The organism is Micromonospora pattaloongensis, from assembly GCF_900107255.1.
GTDB lineage: Bacteria > Actinomycetota > Actinomycetes > Mycobacteriales > Micromonosporaceae > Micromonospora_I > Micromonospora_I pattaloongensis.
Window position 1 is genome coordinate 282712 of record NZ_FNPH01000004.1, and the last position, 17921, is coordinate 300632.

Below are 17921 nucleotides of genomic sequence, written 5' to 3' on the forward strand. Positions count from 1 at the left end.
GTCAGTTGACGCGCGTCTCGTAGAGCCCGCGCCCGAAGGTGGCCGCCACCAGACGGTGGTGGCCCGCGTCGTACTCGATGTCGTCGACCGGCACCATCGGCAGCCCGCGCCCCAGCCGGGACCACGCCCGGCCGCCCGTCCGGCTGACGAACACCCCCTGGTCGGTCGCCGCGTAGAGCGTCGCCCCGCGCGCGATCACCAGGTCGTTGACCGGCGCCTGCGGCAGGTTGCCACTCAGGTCGACGAACCGCCGGCCGCCGTCGACCGACCCCAGCACGTACGGCCGGACGCCGCCGGAGCGGTACGCCGACAGCGTCACGTAGATCCGGCCGGCGTCGTGCGGATCCACCACGACGCGGGTGACCCACGGCTGCCCGGAGAGCAGCTGTCTCCAGGTTTCGCCGAGATCGCGGGTGACCCACACCCGGCCGTCGTCGGTGCCGACGTAGATCGTGCGGCCGTCGCCGGCGGGCGCGACCGTGCTGATCGTGCCGTAGTTGGTGTAGACCGGATCGCGTCCCGGCCCGCCGGTCAGATCACCGCTGATCGCGCTCCACGTCCGGCCCCCGTCGGTGGAGCGGTTGAGCACGTTCGCGCCGTAGTACATGACGCGCGGATCGCGCGGGTCGAAGACCAGGGGCGTGAACCAGTTGCGGCGGGCGCCGGCGACCTGGTTGCCGAAGTACGTCATCGTGTCGCCGCCGTCGACCGACCAGAAGCAGTTGCCGTACTGGTAGCAGGCGTAGACGTTCTCCTTGTCCAGCGGGTTGATCTGGTTCTCCTCGCCGTCGCCGCCGAGGTACTCGTTGAACGCCGGGCCGCCCCAGGACCGCACCGAACCGTTGTCCTGGGTCCCGCCGGAGATCCGCGTGACGTCCTGCGGCGTGATCGCCGCGCTGTAGAACTGGGTGTACGGCTCGTGCACCGCCTTCACCCAGCCGCCGTCGCCGTTCGCGTCGGAGCGGTACACGCCGCCGTCGTTGCCGAGGTAGACCCGGCCCGGCCGGTGCGGGTCCCACGCCATCGCGTGATGGTCGACGTGGATGGTCGCGGCGTCCGCCGACCAGGTCCGCCCGCCGTCCTTCGTGGTCATCAGCGGCACCCCGGCGAGGTGCACGTGCCGCGGATCCGCCGGGTCGACCCACACCTTGCCGAACCACCACCCGAACGTGGACTGCGATTCGGTCAGCTCCGGACCGGCCGGCAGCCGCGTCCAGTTGTCGCCGCCGTCGCTGCTGGCGTAGAAGCCCTCGAACGGGCCGCTGGTGGAGTTGACGATGGCGTAGAGCCGGTCGGGGTCCGACCGCGCCTGGGCCAGCCCGATCCGGCCGACCGCCGCCGCGGCGCCGGGCAGCCCGCCGGTGAGCAGCCGCCACGTCGTCCCGCCGTCGGTGGAGCGGTACACCCCCGACCCGACCCCGCCGTACGTGCGCAGGTCCGGCTCGCGCCGGTGGTCCCACAGCACCGCGTAGAGGCGGTCGCGGTCGGCCGGGTCGAGCAGCACCTCGGTCGCCCCGGTGAACGCCGTCGCCCCGGCGAGCACCCGCTGCCAGGTCACGCCGCCGTCCGTGGAGCGGTAGACGCCCCGGTCACCGCCCGCGTTGTACAGCGACCCGGCGGCCGCCACGAAGATCCGTCTCGGGTCGGCCGGATCGATCGTGATCGCCCCGATCGCGCCCGAGTCGTGCAGCCCCAGCAGCCGCCACGTGCGCCCACGGTCCCGCGAGACGTACAGGCCGGTGCCCTCGTACGTGATGCTGCCGCCGCCGGGGTTGACCTCGCCGGTCCCGGCGTACACGGTGCCGTCGGGGGCGACCGCCACCGCGCCCATCGCCTGGGTCCGGTCGGCCGGCCAGGCCGGCTCGAAGCGCCGGCCCGCGTCGCGGCTCACCCACACCCCGCCGCTGGCCGCGGCCGCGTACACCGTGTCCCGACGTGTGGGGTCGAGCGCGAGCGACGTGATGCGGCCGCCGACGTTGGTCGGGCCGACCGACCGCCATGCGCCGCCGACCGTCGGCAGCCGCCGGGCGGCCTGCGCCGCGGTCGCGTACGCGTGCCGCGGCAGCGCCTCGCCGGGCGCGGTCTTCTGGTGGTAGCGGAACTCGGCCGGCGCGGAGGGCCCCCGCACCGGGCGGTACTCGTCCGGCGGCCGCGGCGGGACCGCGGTCGCGTCGGGTGCGGCGGACAGCGCCGCGGTGGTGCTGGTGAGCACCACCGCGGCGAGGGCGACCGACAGCCGATGTCGTCGTGCCATGACGTCCCCTTCGACGGTGGAGGGAAGTGCCCGATGGGGACGGACGTTACGAACACCGCGACGGACCGGTCAATAGCGATATGCAGCTATCTCGATGTGAGTGCCTATAGGGTGAAGCGCCCGACCAGCCCGGTGAGGTGCCGGGCGGTTCCGTTGAGTTCGGAGGCGGCCTCCTGCGACACCTCCACCGCCCGGCGGGTCGTCTCCATGGTCGTGCTGACCGCGCTCACGCTCTGCGCGATGCGCTCCCCGCCGCCGGCGACCTCGTGGATGGTGCGGGTCATCTCGGTCGTGGTCGCGGCCTGCTCCTCGACCGCCGCCGCGATCGCGTTCTGATAGTCGTTGACCCGGCCGATCGTCGCGCTGATCGCGTCGATCGCCGCCACGGCGCGTGCGGTGTCCTCCTCGATCGCGGCGACCCGGGCGGTGACGTCCCCGGTGGCCCGCGCGGTCTCCTGGGCGAGCTCCTTGACCTCTCCGGCGACCACGGCGAAGCCCTTGCCGGCCTCCCCGGCGCGGGCCGCCTCGATGGTGGCGTTCAGCGCCAGCAGGTTGGTCTGCTCGGCGATGTTCGCGATCAGCTTCACCACGTCACCGATCTTCGCGCTGGAGACCCGCAGCTCCTCGATCACCGAGGAGGCCTGCGCGGTCAGCCCCACGCCGTCCCGGCCGACCCGGGCGGCCTCCTGCGCGTTTCCGGAGATCTCACCGATCGAGGCGCCCATCTCCTCCGCTCCGGACGCGACGGTCTGCACGTCGCGGGCCACCGCCTCGGCGGTCACCGCCGCGGATCCCGCCCGCTCGGCGGCGGTCCCGGCGGCGGCGGCCAACTCGCCGCCCACCCCGGAGACCCGGTCGGCGGCGCGCGACACCTCGGCCGACGCCGCCGTCACCTCGGACATCAGCTCCCGCAGCCCGGTCACCGCGGTGTTCAGCGCGTCTCCCATCCGACCGATCTCGTCCCGCCCGCGCACGTCGATCCGGGCGGTCAGGTTCCGGTCGGCGAGCGCGTCGAGCGCCCCCGTGACGGTGCCGAGCCGACGGGAGATCCGACGGGCCTGCACCGCCGCGGCGCTGGCGCCGGCCACGGCCAGCAGGAGGCCGGCGACCGCGAACGCCAGCAGCATCGAGCGGCGTCCGCCCTCCAGCCGCGTCACGGCGGCCTCGTAGTCGGGGAGGTAGCCGCCCACGACGATGGCCCACTGATAGGGGGCGTAGTAGGCGACCTCGGTGCGCGTCGGCGCCGGACCCGCGCCGTTCGCGCCCGGCAGCTGGTACGTGCGCAGCCACGCGGCGTCGTCGGTGATCGCGGGGGCCGCCGCGACGATCTCCTCCACGTACGTGACGCCGGCGGCGTCGGCCCGGTCGAGCAGCGTCTGCCCGACGGTGTCGGCCTGCGTCGCGGCGATGACGCGCCCCCGGTCGCCGCTTCCGGTGCCGAGCACGGAGACCCAGCCCTGTCGGCCCACCGTCGTCGCGGCGATCGCCTCGGTGAGCGGCTCGATCGCCTCGGCCTGCGGCACGCCGACGTAGAGCGCGCCGATCACCCGCCCGGCACCGTCCTTGATCGGGTCGTACGCCGTGACGTACCAGGTGTCCACGACCAGCGCGACACCGCGGTACGGCTTGCCCTGGCTGATCGCCTGTGCCACGGCGTTCGGCGCGCCGTCGGCGGTGCGCGCCGGGATGTACGTGCCGATGGCGCGCGTTCCCGCCTTGGACTTCACGTTCGTGGCGACCCGCAGCAGGTCGCCGGCCGCGTTCATGCGCTGGAAGACGGTGACCGTGCCGCCGACGAGCCGCCGGATGTCGTCGACGAGGGGCGTGGCGCGCCGCGGGTCGCGGTTCTGCCCGAGCCACTGTCCGTCGACGGTCGCCCGCGGCAACCGTACCCGCTGGGACGCCTGGGTGAGCTGGTTGGTGGCGACCCACGTCGCGGTCTCGTCGGACAGTCGCAGGCCGCCGCGCTGGGCGAGGATCGCGGTGGCGACGCCCATGTCGCCGTTGACGCGCTCCTGCACGCCGTCACCGACCGCGCGCACCAGGCGGGCGGTGTCGTCGGTCAGGCGATCGAGGTCCGCCTCGGTGAGCTGGGTGACGCTGTCCCGCGTCTCCGCCACGAAGCGGTCGCTCTGCCAGGCGCCGACGCCGACCAGCACGACGGCGGTGATGATCACGCCGCCCATCCCGAGGGCCAGCAGCTTGTGCCGGATCTGGAGCCCGCCGCGAAACCGTGAGTACGTCATGGTCGGCCATGTCGGCGGGGCTCCGCCCGGAATGAGCCGTGGTGTGTCCTGTCACGCATTTCTTATACGGAACGCTATTTAATTACTACTCCGTGTTATCGGCCGAAGGTAGCGACTATGTTGCCGCTGGCCACCTCCCGGGTTTCCATGGCCCGGTGCACGTCGGGCGCCTGCGGACGCGCGGGCAGCTCCAGCGGACGGTTGATCGCGTAGAGCCGGAAGAAGTAGCGGTGCGGGTCGTCGCCGAGCGGCGGGTCGGGCCCGCCCCACCCGGTGGCGCCGTAGCTGTTGACCCACTCCCGGCCGCCCGCCGGGACCGCGCCCTCGGGCATGCCCGTGCTGCCCGGGTCGATGCCGGTCACGAGCCAGTGCAGCGAGGGGGTGCGGCCGGCGTCCGGGTCCTCCACCAGCAGCACCAGTTCGGTGGCGTCCGCCGGCACGCCGTCCCACTCCAGCGGCGGCGACACGTTGCCCCCGTCGCGGGACATCCGGTCGGGCATCAGGTCGTGGTCGTTGAACGCGACACTGCGGAGGTACAGCAGACCAGCCATCCGTCTCAGCCTCCCTCTCCGTTCGCCTGCCGGACGGCACGACGGCCGCCCCGATGGCGGCGTACCCGGGCCCGGGTGGCCGAAACGGCGCGGCTCGGCGGGGCCGCCGGTCGCGTGCCGGCTCAGCGCCGCCGGGCGAGCGCCACGCCGGTGCCGGCCAGCGCGACGACGGCCGCGGCGGCCACCACCCACCACAGCCAGCCGCCGGTGGACCCGGCGTCGGCGGCCGCCGCGGGTGTGACGGGCGGAGCCGACTGCGCGGCGCGCGCCTCGACCGTGACGGCCGCGCGCGCGGCGTTCGGCGCGGGCGCGGTGACGGTGACCTGCCAGCGCCCCGGCGTGAGCACGGGGCCACTGCTGTAGAAGCCGCGCCCCTCGCTGGCGGGGTTGAGCTGGATCGGCCCGACGGAGCGGCCGTCGTCGCCGGTCGCCGTGAGCACGAGCCGCAGCACCACGTCCTCGACCGGGTGCCCGTCGCGGTACGTCGCCCGCGCGGACACGCCGGTCGCGCCGTCCCCGGCGACGTCGAGCTTGATCCCCTCGTGCGCGGTGGCCGGCGAGGCCGGCAACAGCAGCAGCGCCAGGGCCGCCACCAGGGCCAGGACGGCTCGCAGTGCGCGCATCTCATTCTCCTTCGTGGGCGCCGTCGGCGGTGAGCGCGCCCTGCCCGGGCACCGCGGGCAGGAAGACGTGGGCGTGGCCGTGACCGGCGTCGACGTTGAGCACGTCGAGCTGGGTGGCGGCCACCGACCAGGTGGCGACGGCCGCGTCGCGCTGCCGGCCGGCCAGGCCGAGCAGTGCGGGCCGGTCTGCCGGCGGGGCGGCGAGCGCCGCGGTGTAGGTGTCGACGGCGAGGTCGAGTTGCCGCAGCGCGGCGGTGAGCCCGGAGCGGGCGATGTTGACGGCCGTGCCGCCGGAGGGCGGGTCCGCGAACTCCTCGACCGCCTTGTCGGTCGTGGTCGCCCAACCCGTGACCGCGGCGTCCGTGGCGGTCGGTCCGGGTGCCGTGGCGCCCGGTGGCAGCGCGGCCGCCAGGCCGTCGAGCACCGGCAGCAGGCTCTGCTGGGTACGCCGTGCCTGCCCGGTGAGGTCGACGATCTGCTGCGCGTCCCGGCGCGCCTCGGCGGCCTTCAGCTCGGCGACGCGGTCGGCGGTGGGGGAGGAGTCGTCGGCGAGGGCGGCGCCGATCAGTCCGCCGATCAGCGCCCCGACCAGCAACGCCAGGGCCACCGGCCCAAGCCGCCGGAACCCGGGCCGCGTCCGCGCTGATGCCCTGCCCCCGCGCGCCGCCTTCGTCCGGTTGCTCACCACGCACCTCCGCGTTCACTCAAGATCCCGACGATCTTGGGGTTATGGCTGTCCGTTCCGGACATATCTTCGCCATAACCCCAAGATCGTCGTGATCAGTGGGGCGGGGCGGGCGGCGTGGGCCGCCCGCCCCGCGGGTGTGGCGTTACAGCTTGCCGCCCTCGGGGACGCGGGTCGCGTCCTGGTCGAGGCGGCCGGTGCCCGCCAACGACTGACCGCCGTTGGCCTTCACCGCGGCGCGGCTCGGCTGACCGCCCAGCCGCTCGATCATCGCGTTGGCGTCCCGGACGAGCGCCGCGCGCACGTCCGCGTCCGGCACCAGCGTCGCGTCCGAGGCCAACCCGATGTACGCGTTGAGCTGCTGGACGGCGCGCTTGTCGCTGCCGTCCACCTCGGACTGCCGGGCCGCCGTCAGCTTGTTGGTGAGCTTCCGGTGCGCCACGTTGGAGAGCTGGCCCGTCGCCTTGAACCGGTCGTGCAGGTTCTGCATGTCCCGGAACGAGGTGGTGACGAAGAACCGGACGGACGACGTGGTCTGGTTGCCCGCCTTGTCCGTCGCGGTGACGGTCAGCTCGTGCAGGCCGAGCGTGAGCTCGTGCATCGCCTGCAGCGTGTTGCTCTGGTACGGCTTGCCGTCCAGCGTGCCGACGACCGACTTGACGCCGGAGGTCGGGTCGACCGCCTCGTACCGGATGCGCACGTCGGAGCTGTCGCCGTAGAGCTGGCCGTCGGCCAGGCCCGAGACGATGACCGTCGGCTTGACGCCGTCGATCTTCAGCACCGCGGACTTGAGCGTCTCGACGTTGCCGGCGCCGTCGGTGGCCCGGTAGAGCAGCTCGTGCTCCCCGTCACCGGTGACGTCGACCGGGGCGGTGTACGCCGTCCACGGGCCACCGTCCAGCGACCACTCCAGCTTGGCGACCCCGGCCCCGGCGTCCGTCGCCGCGAGCGTGACCGGGACCTTGCCGGCGTGCCAGCCGTCGTCGCTCGCCGGGGCGAACGTCGCGGTGGTCACCGGCGCGGTCGCGTCGACCTTGATGTCGACGGTCTTCGTCGCCTCGACGTTGCCCGCCTTGTCGGCCGAGCGGAACCGCACCTGGTGGGTGCCGTCACCGGAGACCACGATCGGCTCGGTGTAGGCGGTCCACGCGGTGTCGGCGTCGAGCTGGTACTCGGTCCTGGCCACGCCGCTGCCACCGGTGTTGTCGGTGGCGCTCAGCGTCACCGTCGCCGGCCCGGTGTGCCAGCCGCCGCTGACCGTGCCCTCGACCTTCGCGCCCGTCACCGGCGGGACCGCGTCGCTGGGCGCCGCGGTGAGCCGGAAGTAGTCGAACGAGGCGGTCTTGGACGCGGTCTGGTTGGCGCCGAGGGTGAACAGACCCACCTTCGGCGTCGCCCCGACCGCGCTGTTGGTCAGCGACTCGCTGAACGTCGTCCAGTCGGTGCCGTTGGCCGAGTACGACGCGGTGTAGACGTTGCCCTTGCGGGCCAGCCGCAGGTGCCAGACCGCGTTGGTCAGGTTCGTCACCTGGGGCTGCGGGTTCTGCACCGCGGCACCGATCTCGCTGCGGAACTCGATCCGCCGCGTGACCGCCTGCCCGGCCTGGTTGTCGGCGATGAAGTCCAACTTCAGGTAGTTGTCGTCATCGCCGTACACCAGCAGGCCGGCCTGCTGGTACTGCTCGTTGAGCAGGCTGCCGTCGACCTTCGTCTCCAGGGTCCAGTCGCCGGCGGGCGCGGTCTGGAGGATGAAGTTCGTCGGCCCGGAGTTGCTGCCGGTGTAGATGTCGCCGTTCGGCACGTCGATGCGCAGCGCGCCGCCGGAGACCCGGTAGCCGTTCGCGTCCTCGCGGACGATCGCGTTCCACCGGCACTTGTCCAGGCTGGTGCCGGTGAACTCGTCCGACGGGGTGACCGGCTCGGCCGGGGTGTCGGGCGAGAGCTGGAACCAGTCGAACGACGCGTTCAGCACCGGTGCGGTGGTGCCGCCGTTCAGCGCGAACAGCCCCACCTTCGGGTTGGTGATGCCGGCCAGCGCGGCCGCCCGACCGACCGGGGTGAAGGTCTGCCCGTCGGCGGAGAACGCCGCGGTCAGGTTGGTGCCGTCGCTGGTCAGCCGCAGGTAGACCGTGTCACCGTTCGGTGCGGCCGCGCTGTCGGCACCCTCGTTGCGCGGGGTACCCGCGGTCTCCCGGATGAACTCGATCCGCCGGCTGCTCGAGTAGAGCAGGTCCAGCTTCGCGTAGTTCTCGTCGTCGCCGTAGACGATCAGACCGGCCTGGTGGTAGTTCGCCGCCGCCGCGAGCGACACCTTCGTCGTCGCCTGCCAGGCCCCGTTCGGCGCCGGCTGCAGCACGATGTTGGTGGCGTCGTTGCGGGCGCCGTACAGGTCGGTGGCCGAGGTCGGCAGCACCAGGGAACCGTTGGCCACGGAGTAGAGCTGGTTCTCCCGGACCACCGTCGACCACCGCGTCTTGTCCAGCGCGGTGCCGGTGAAGTCGTCCGAACGGCTCCCGAAGCAGGAGGTGTTCGGCGCGTCGATCTTCACCGTGACCGTCGCGTAGGCGCTCGCGCCCCGCTTGTCGGTCACCGTCAGCGTCGCGGTGAACGTGCCCGGCGTGGTGTAGGTGTGGCTGGCGTTGAGCGTCGTCGCCTTGCCGCCGTCACCGAAGTCCCACGCGTACGTCAGCGGCGTGTCGCCCTCCGCGTCCGTGGCGGTGCCGGTGAAGCTCACCGTCTGCGGCGCGGTGCCGCTGGCCGGGGTGGCCGTCGCGGTCACCACCGGGGGCGCGTTCTCGGTCACGCCTCGGCCGAGGAAGTCGACCCAGTTGACGTTGAACACCGCGCCGTCGTTGGTGCTGCCGGCCGGCTTGCGGGCCACGAAGTAGACCGGTCCGGCCGTGCTGGGCGTGCCGATCGCGGCGGTCACGTCCGTGTACGTCTGCCACCCGCCCGTGGCCGGCACCGTGGCCGTGGTGACCAGCGGGCCGTCGACCGCGCCGGTGCGGACCTCGATCAGACCACCGGTGCTGGCCGAGGCGGCCCGGAAGCGCAGCGCGTCGATCCCGGTCAGGTTCGCCGGGTCGAACGACCACCAGTCGCCGTCCTCGATGAAGCCGATGTTCTGGGAACCGCCGGCGCTGTCGCCGGTGGTCTCCTTCTGCACGCCCGGGTCACCCGTGCTGGTGCTGCCCGGCACCCGGCCGGTCGCCTTGAAGTACTCGGCCTGCTTGCGCTTGGGCTGCAGCTGCTCGATCGCCCGACCCGTCAGCGGCTTGGCCCCGCCGGCCCCGCCGGCGTCGGTGTACGTGGCCTCGAAGACCGCGAACACGTTGGCCTCGGCGCCGTGACCCGCCGCCAGCGCGGTCTGCACCACGCCGGAGCAGCCGGTGTGCGACTCCAGCGGGTGCCCGTGCTCGTCGTGGCCGAGCAGCACCTGCAGCACGACCTTGTCACAGTCGATCGAGCCGTCCTCGGCGTCGGTCACCTTGACCGTGTACTTGATCTGGTCACCCCACTCGAAGAAGCCGCCGTCCGGCGGGAACTCGATGGAAACCGTGGGGGCGGTGTTGCCGACCGTGATCGGGACGTTCGCGACCGCGCTGCGGCCCTCCGAGTCGGTCACCGTCAACTGCGCCGTGTAGTTGCCCGGCGCGGTGTAGACGTGGGTCGGGTTGGCCTCGGTCGACGTGCCACCGTCGCCGAACGTCCACGCGTACGTGATGGTCTGCCCGTCCGGGTCGCGCGACCCGGCGCTGGAGAACGCCACGGTCAACGGCGCCTTGCCCGAGGTGGGCTCGGCGCCCGCCACGGCGATCGGGGCGCGGTCACCGGCGACGTAGTCGATCCGGTAGACCCCCGAGTTGTCGTTGTTGCCACCGAAGCCGGTGCCCCACTCGATCATGTAGAGCGCGCCGTCCGGCCCGAACTCGAAGTCCATCGGGCGCAGGAAGGTCATGCCGGTCAGCAGATTGTTGATGTCCACCAGCGACCGGCCGTTCGCGCCGACCTGCATCGTGTACATCTTGTTCTGGTTCCACTCGCCGAACATCGCCTTGCCGTCGTAGTACGCCGGCCACTTTCGCTCCGAGGCGAGGTTGGCGTCGAACCGGTACACCGGGCCGCCCATCGGCGCGCCACCGCCACCGATCTCCGGGAAGAGCGGGTTGTTCGCGTAGCCGTACCAGACGGTCGCCGGGATCGCCGGCGGCAGGTTGGTCAGGCCGGTGTTGTTCGGGGAGTCGTTGACCGGCGCGGTGCAGTCGAACTTCGCCCCGCTCGGTCCCGACGGGAACGTGTAGTCGTTGTACGCGCTGTTCGCCCCCGTGCAGTACGGCCACCCGTAGTTGCCCGGCTTCTCGACGATGTTCCACTCGACGAGGCCCTCCGGGCCGCGGCTCGGGTTGGCGCTGCCGGCGTCCGGTCCGTAGTCGCCGACGTAGACGGTGCCGGTCTTCGGGTCGACGCCGATCCGGAACGGGTTGCGGAAGCCCATCGCGTAGATCTCGGGACGGGTCTTCGCGGTGCCGGGCGCGAAGAGGTTGCCGGCCGGCACCGTGTACGTGCCGTCGGCCTCCGGGTGGATGCGCAGCACCTTGCCCCGCAGGTCGTTGGTGTTGCCCGACGTGCGCTGCGCGTCGAAGTCCTGCCGGCCCGCCCGCTCGTCGATCGGGGTGTAGGCGTTGGACTCGAACGGGTTGGTGTTGTCGCCGGTGGACAGGTAGAGGTTGCCGGCGCTGTCGAAGGCCATGCTCCCGCCGGCGTGGCAGCAGGTGTTGCGCTGGGTGTCCACCCGCAGCACCTGCTTCTCGCTGGCCAGGTTGATCGTGTCACCCTCGACCGTGAACCGGGACAGCACGTTGCGGGCGATGCCGTCGTTCGGCGCGTAGTACAGGTAGATCCACTTGTTGGTCGCGAAGTTCGGGTCCAGCCGGAGCCCGATCAGGCCGTCCTCGTTGCCGGTGAAGACGTTGAGCCGGATCGCGGTGACCGTGTTGCCGGTGTCCGGCTTGATGATCTGCACCCGGCCGTCCCGCTCGGCGTAGAACACCCGCCCGTCGGGGGCGACGTCCAGCTCCATCGGGTTGTTGGTGTTGCTGTCCAGGGCGATCTTCTCGAAGCCCTTGGTGAGCGACGCGTTGCAGTCGGCCTTCACCGCCCCGGCCGCGGTCTGGATGCCGCCGAGCAGGTGCGCCAGGAACTCCGGTTCGGAGTACGACTGCTGGGTGTGACCGCCGGCGGTGTACCAGGAGCGGCCGCCGTCGTAGTCCTGGCACCACGCGAACGGGTGGTCGGCACCCATCGCGCCGGCCCCCGGCGAGTAGCTGCGCTCGTCCAGGCTGGCCAGCACGTGCACCTTGCCGCGCGGGTTGGTCTGGAAGTTGTACCACTCGTCGAAGCGGGACCACTTCTCCGGCAGCGCCGACGTGGACGGGTGGGCCGGGTCCTCGACCTTGATGCTGGCGGTCTGGTTGGCCGGGTGCGACGCGAAGTACGCGCCGACCAGGTTGCCGTACCAGGCCCAGTTGTACTCGGTGTCGGAGGCGGCGTGGATGCCGGCGTAGCCGCCGCCGGCGCGCACGAAGCGCTCGAACGCCGCCTGCTGGCCGGCGTCGAGCACGTCCCCGGTGGTGGACAGCCAGATCACGGCCTTGTACTTGGCCAGGTTGGCGTCGGTGAACGCGGCGGAGTCCTCGGTCGCGTCCACGGCGAAGCCGTGCTGGGCGCCGAGCTGTTCGATCGCGGCGATGCCGGTCGGGATCGAGTCGTGCCGGAACCCGGCGGTCTTGGAGAAGACCAGCACGGAATAGGTCGGTTCGGCGGCCGCGCCGGCGGGCGCCGCCTGGGCCGCGGTCGGCCCGGCCGCGACGGCGGTCGCCGTCGCGGTGAGGGCGACCGCCATGCTCAACAGGGCATGGGAGAGGGTGTCGCGTAGCCCGCGACGTCGGCGATGTGACACGAAGGATCTCCTTCGTTCGTCGGACAGGGGGGTACCCCGCCCGGCTCGCCGAAGACCGGTCAGGGCTGTGCGGACCGTCGGCCCGCCGAGGCCGCTGGTCGATTTGTCATTTGACTGAACAAATTAACGCCGCTGATGGCGAGCAGGGCAATACGGCGATGAGACGAATTCAGGTAACGGTTGGGTAACGGGCGACGGTCAGCTGCTCGCCGGCCGCGGGAACGCCACCGGGCTGCGGTGCCCGTCCCGGTCGACCGCCCGCACCCCGAAGAAGACGTTGTCCTTGGACAGGTCCACCGTGGCCGTGTCGACATCGCCCACCGGGATCACGTGCGTCCACTCGGGCTCGGTCGTCTCCCGCCACACCAGCTCGTAGCCGGCGAGATCCGGCTCCGTGCCGCGCTCCCAGCGCAGCGTGGTGGCGTTGGTCAGGTTCGAGGTGAGGATCCGGGCGTTGCGCGGGGTGCCCGGCGCCTGCGCCAGCGACCACAGCGCCGCGCCGTTCACCCGGGTCACCCGCGCGATGTATCCGAAGTCGCAGAACTCCGGCAGGTCCCCGAACTGCTTTCCGTCCTCCACCCGCACGTCCTGATGCTGGTGCGCGAAGTCCTCATGCGGCTCGGTGAACCGCGCCGCCGGGTAGCCCTGCTGCAGGAACGGGATGTGGTCGCCGCCGCGCAGGTAGCGGTCCCGGCGGTAGACGACGCGCACCTCCATGCCGGTCGCCTCGTTCTGTGCCACGTCCCGCACGAAGCGGGCGAGCTGCCGCGACGGCGAATCGTTCTCGCCGCCCACCGACTGCCGCGTGCTGGCCTGCCCCGGCGTCTCGGCCGTCGGCACTCCCTCGGCGAAGAGCCGCACGCCGCGCGGGTCCCGGGTGCCGTCGTCGGCCCGGCTGGATCCGATGATGTCGTTGGTGAACATCGCCTGGATGTCGGCGCCGGCGGCCTTGAACTGCTGCGCCATGTGGTTGGCGCCGTACAGTCCCTGCTCCTCGCCGGCGACCGCGGCGAACACGATGGTGGCCTCGGTCCGGCGGGTGGCCATGACCCGGGCCAGCTCCATCACCGCGGCGACCCCGGACGCGTCGTCGTCGGCGCCCGGCGCGTCCGACGTCGCGTCCATGACGTCGGTGGCGCGTGAGTCGTAGTGGCCGGAGACCACGTAGACGCGGTCCGGCGAGGACTCGCCGCGCAGCGTCGCCACGACGTTGGTGATCCGGGTCGGCGTGGGGATGCGCGACGCCGGTTCCTGCACGTACGACTGCAGCTCGACCGTCATGCGCCCGCCGGACGCCGCGGCGTACTGCGTCAGCTGCGCGTGGATCCAGTCCCGCGCCGCGCCGATGCCGCGCTGCGGATCGTCCTGACTGGACAGCGTGTGACGGGTGCCGAACGCGGCGAGCCGCCGCACGGTGGCCTCGATGCGGCGCTGGTCGATCTCGGCGAGCAGCTCGCGCAGCGCCCGGTCGGGCCGCTGCGGGCGGGCGGGCCGTCCGGGTCCGCGCGACGCGGCCTGTGCCGCCGCGGGCGCCGCGCCCGCCACCAGCGGGACCGCGGCGGCCGCCGCCGAGGCCGACAGGAACGTGCGACGAGTGGCCCCGGACCGCGCCTCATCCATGCCCATGCATGGCATCTTTGACTTTCGCGGGCGGGATGTCCAGGGGTCACCCGCGCGGGTGTAGGCGCGGCGCCCCGGGGGTACGCCCCCGGCGTGCAGACCTTCCTGCCGTACCCGGACTTCGCGGCCAGCGCGGCCGTGCTGGACCGCCTCCGACTGGGCAAACAGCGGGTCGAGACGCTGCAGATCTTCCGCGCGCTGACCCGGCCGGGCTACGGCTGGCGCAACCATCCGGCGGTGAAGATGTGGGCCGGCTACGAGGAGGCGCTGATCCGCTACGGCCTGGAGATGTGCCGGGAGTGGAGCGCCGCGGGCCGGGGCGACACGGTGGCGGCCACGCTGCTCGACGACTTCGCCGAGCGCGCCGGGCACCGGACCATCCGGACCCAGGAGGAGCTGGGCCGGGTGGTCGGGCTGCCGCCGTGGCTGGGACGGGACGACTTCCACCTCAGCCACCGCGCGGCGCTGGTCCGCAAGGACCCCGACTTCTACCGGCCGGTCTTCGGCGACGTCCCCGACGACCTGCCGTACGTCTGGCCGACCGCCGGCTGAGCCGTCACAGCCCGGCGCAGGGCCGGCCGGCGATCGTGCAGCCCGCCGGCGCCTTCTCGCCGAGCGGCGCCTGCCCGACCTCGAACCGGAACCGCGCCGTCCCGCCGGGCGACAGCGCCCCGCCGGTGAAGGTCACGACCCGACCGCGCTGCTCGTGGCGTGCCCCGGTGGCGCTCAGCACCTTCGACTGGCTGGGCGACGGCGGCAGCGTCACCGTCACCGTCCAACCGGATGCCGCCGCGCTGCCGGTGTTGCTGACGGTGATCTCGCCGTCGTAGCCGAAGGACCCGGAGCCGACCGTCGCGTACCGGGCGCCGAGCAGCGCGGCGCCGGCGGGCCGGGTGGGTGACGTGCTGGTCGTCGCTCCGGAGGCATCCTGCGGTGACCGGGGCGCTTGCGACGGCGACGGGGTGAGGCTGGCCGACACGCCGCGGGCCGGCGGCGGCGTCGACGCGCCGGGCGACGGCGATCCGGCCGGGTTCGGCACGACGGCGGTGTCGACCGGCGCGGCCGCGGTCGGCTCCTGCGTCCGCGCGTCGAGCAGCCCCGTCAGCGCGACCATGGCCAGCGCCGCGGCGACGACCGCCGCCACCCCGGCGAGCAGCCGCCCACCACGCCGACCCCGGCCCCCGGCCCCGCCGGGCACCGTCGCCGCGAAGTCCACCTCCCGGAAGGCGATCCAGTCCAGGACGGCGGGCAGCCGCACCGTGTACAGCTCCCGGTATCCCTCCTCCAGCACCGCCCGCTGCTCCGGGTCCCACTGCTCCCGGACGCAGGATTCCCGCAGCGTCAGCCGGCAGCCCGCCGCGGTCGGCGTCAGCTCCCACGCCACCAGCGTCTGCAGGTCGTCGGCGCGCCAGCGCATGCTCAGCCGGCGTGGCTCGTCGAGGCTGATCAGCTCGCCGTCGACCACCCGGGGCAGCCCGGGCACGGTGATCGGTTCGAACCGGAAGACGGAGCCCGCGCGCGGCTCCAGGTCGGTCTCGGCGAACCACTTGGGAAGCAGGTGTCGGTCGGTCAGGGCGCGCCATACGCGCTCCGGCGGGTGCTCAAGCTCAACATCCATCCGGATTTCGGTCACCGCGCGACTGTACGGCGTTGAACCGATCGGCACCGCCCCGACGTATTGACCAACGAGGCGGGATCACGCAGGTGGTCCCGCCCTCGTCGATATCTCCGGAGCCTGGCGGCGAACCCCGCGGGCGCCGGAGGCGGGCCATGGCGGCCCACCGGCGACGCCGCGACGCCAGCGGTGGCGGCCGGCACCTGTGGCGCAGAAGGGTTGGGTTGTCAGGGCATGTCTCACCGTTCCTCCCGCACCGCGCACCACCACCGAGCCGAACCGGATCCGCGCGGCCTGCGTCGCTGGCAGGTCGCCGGAACCGTGATCGGCGCCGTCCTGATGCTCGGCGCCGGGCTCGGCGTCGCCGCGGCCGAAACCGGGGGTACGGCCGCCCCCGCCGTGCAGTGCCCGCTGGTGGCCGACCGTCTGCCGCCGGTTCCGCCGGCCGCCCGGGAGGAGGTGACCCGGAACCTCGCGCTGCTCAACCTGCAGACCGGGGAGGCGAACCAGCGGCTGGAGAGCAGCCGCGGCCAGGGTGGGCCGAACTTCGTCACCAACGCCATCCTCGGGCCGCTGGCCGACAAACGGCGGGCCACCATCGAGCGGATCGCCCTCGCGATCGGGCGGGACGGCGAGCGCCCCACCGGCCTGGAGTCGTTGGCCCAGTGTCGGGTCACGCCCGGCGGCGCCGCCGGGCCGCTCGAGCCCACGACGCCGGTGCCCACCGCGCCCGAGCCCACGCCGGAGCCCACCGGGCCCGCGCCCACCGGCACACCGGACGTCCCGCCGATCCCGGAGGCGTCCCCGACGCCCCGCGTCAGCGCCTCCTGACCCCCCGCGCCGGCGGCGCGGGTAGCCCGGCGCCGCCGGCCGCCCGGGCGGGCCGCGCCGCCCCGCCCTGTCGCCGGCGTCACGGCCGGGGCGGGGCGGTGGCGCATCCGGTGGAAATCGCCCCGAACATTTTTCATCCGTCCGGCCGGTTCGTACGTAGTTGCTGAGGGACGGGCCGGACCTCCGAGCGCGACGGCGAACGGAACGCCCGTCACACAAGCCGGGCAGGCGCGTGGTCGGACGGCGAACGACCAGGCGGGACGCGTCGGGGGCACCGATGCGGGAGATCGAGGAGTGTATGGCCGGGACGAAGCTCAACCAGCGATCCGCCATTCCGAAGACCGTCACGGGGGTCAAGGCGCGGCCCTCGAAAATGACGCTGGGAGTGCTGACCGCGTCGGTGCTGACCGCGCTGTGGGCGTTGTCGATGCTCACCCCGTCCGGCCGGATCGCCTACGTGTTCGCCTACTTCTTCGTCGACTTCTACGCCGGCGTGTTCACGCTGGTGTCGCTGAGCATCACGGTGATGGCCGGCCTGATCTGCACCGACCGGATCGTGCTGAAGGCCCCGCACCGGGTGCTGATGCAGGCGGTGCACCGCACCACCGGCACGCTGGCGGTGACCTTCCTCGCGCTGCACATCCTGACCCAGGTCTCGCTCGGCCGGGTCGGCGCCGCCGACGTGCTGGTGCCCTTCCTCGGCGGGCTCTACGTGGGGTTCGGCACCCTCGCCGCGTTCCTGATGACCGGCGTGTTCTGGACCGGCCTCATCCGCTCCCGCTTCCTCGGCGGCAAGCCGTGGATGTGGCGGGCGCTGCACAGCACCGCGTACGCGTCCTGGCCGGTGGCGCTCCTGCACGGCCTGAACGCGGGCCGGCCGCCGGCGGCCTGGGTCACCGCGAGCTACTTCGTCTGCGTCGGCATGGTGGCCGTGGCGCTGCTGGTGCGGCTCTCCGTCAACTATGGACGCCGGGACGTCTTCGCGACCCAGACCGGGGCGGTCACGCCGGCCGCGAAGCCGGCCGCCGACCCGGTCGCGACCGGCACGTCCCGCCGCCGCGGCGGCGACGTCCGGATGACCGTGGAGCCGCCGTCGCGGTACCGGGACGAGCCCGGTCCGGGCGACATCCTGGCGCCGTGGGAGCGCGCCGGCGACTACCGCACCCGCGAGGTGGCGTCCACCCGCTCCGGCCGATACGCCGTCCCGGCGGTGCCGCGGCAGCGCGAGGAGGAGAGCCCGCGCTGGTCGGAGCCGGAACTCCCGCCGGTCGCCGCCGACGCCGGCCGTCGCGGTGGGCGGCACAGCCGGGACGACGACGAGCAGTACGACCTGGTGAGCCCCGCCCCGGCGTACGGCGCCGCCACCGTCCAGCTGCCGCCGGACGACACCCCGACCCTGGTCGACCTCGCCTCCCGGCGGGCCCGGCGCGCCGAGGGCGCCCCGCCGTCGAGCCGCTCCGCGCGCCGTCGCCCGGTGGCCGACGACGTCGACGCCGCCTACTGGGCCAACCTCCGCGGCGAGGCCCGGTGAGCGCGA

The 17921-nt window shown here is 73.2% G+C and carries 11 protein-coding genes; 3 read left to right on the top strand and 8 right to left on the bottom strand.

Annotated features, from left to right (window positions below; translation table 11 throughout):
- Position 1: 1 nt before the first annotated feature.
- The 7 genes from BLW47_RS13670 to BLW47_RS13700 all read right to left on the bottom strand — a co-directional run bounded on the left by BLW47_RS13670 (position 2) and on the right by BLW47_RS13700 (position 13938).
- Positions 2-2254: a WD40/YVTN/BNR-like repeat-containing protein gene (locus tag BLW47_RS13670; RefSeq protein ID WP_139307290.1), complete on the bottom strand. Its 2253-nt coding sequence runs from the start codon at positions 2252-2254 to the stop codon at positions 2-4.
- Positions 2255-2358: 104 nt separating this feature from the next.
- Positions 2359-4500 carry a methyl-accepting chemotaxis protein gene (locus tag BLW47_RS13675; RefSeq protein WP_091556271.1) on the bottom strand — a complete coding sequence of 714 codons (2142 nt, stop codon included), beginning with the start codon at positions 4498-4500 and terminating at the stop codon, positions 2359-2361.
- 95 nt (positions 4501-4595) lie between these two features.
- Positions 4596-5051 carry a YbhB/YbcL family Raf kinase inhibitor-like protein gene (locus tag BLW47_RS13680; protein WP_091556274.1) on the bottom strand — a complete coding sequence of 152 codons (456 nt, stop codon included), beginning with the start codon at positions 5049-5051 and terminating at the stop codon, positions 4596-4598.
- A 122-nt stretch (positions 5052-5173) separates the two neighbouring features.
- Entirely contained in the window at positions 5174-5674 is a 501-nt protein-coding gene (locus BLW47_RS13685; RefSeq protein WP_091556276.1) for a hypothetical protein, read from the bottom strand.
- A gap of 1 nt (position 5675) precedes the next feature.
- A complete protein-coding gene (locus BLW47_RS13690; RefSeq protein ID WP_245736627.1) occupies positions 5676-6281 on the bottom strand; it encodes a hypothetical protein in 606 nt (201 codons plus the stop codon).
- A gap of 223 nt (positions 6282-6504) precedes the next feature.
- A complete protein-coding gene (locus BLW47_RS13695; protein ID WP_091556280.1) occupies positions 6505-12261 on the bottom strand; it encodes a ThuA domain-containing protein in 5757 nt (1918 codons plus the stop codon).
- A gap of 255 nt (positions 12262-12516) precedes the next feature.
- The gene (locus tag BLW47_RS13700; protein ID WP_425435401.1) at positions 12517-13938 is read right to left on the bottom strand and encodes a M28 family metallopeptidase; all 1422 of its coding nucleotides are present in this window, start codon (positions 13936-13938) and stop codon (positions 12517-12519) included.
- A 93-nt stretch (positions 13939-14031) separates the two neighbouring features.
- On the opposite strand from BLW47_RS13700, the gene BLW47_RS13705 reads away from it, so the two are divergent.
- On the top strand, positions 14032-14490 hold the full coding sequence (locus tag BLW47_RS13705; RefSeq protein ID WP_091556286.1) for an MSMEG_6728 family protein: 459 nt from the start codon (positions 14032-14034) through the stop codon (positions 14488-14490).
- Positions 14491-14494: 4 nt separating this feature from the next.
- Here the strand turns inward: BLW47_RS13705 and BLW47_RS13710 are convergent, their stop codons facing one another.
- The gene (locus tag BLW47_RS13710) at positions 14495-15571 is read right to left on the bottom strand and encodes an SRPBCC domain-containing protein (protein WP_091556288.1); all 1077 of its coding nucleotides are present in this window, start codon (positions 15569-15571) and stop codon (positions 14495-14497) included.
- 216 nt (positions 15572-15787) lie between these two features.
- Between BLW47_RS13710 and BLW47_RS13715 the strand changes: the two genes are divergently transcribed.
- Both BLW47_RS13715 and BLW47_RS13720 read left to right on the top strand, forming a co-directional pair.
- Positions 15788-16384, top strand: a complete 597-nt coding sequence (locus tag BLW47_RS13715) for a hypothetical protein (protein WP_091556290.1) — start codon at positions 15788-15790, stop codon at positions 16382-16384.
- 277 nt (positions 16385-16661) lie between these two features.
- On the top strand, positions 16662-17915 hold the full coding sequence (locus tag BLW47_RS13720; protein ID WP_245736628.1) for a ferric reductase-like transmembrane domain-containing protein: 1254 nt from the start codon (positions 16662-16664) through the stop codon (positions 17913-17915).
- Positions 17916-17921: the final 6 nt, after the last annotated feature.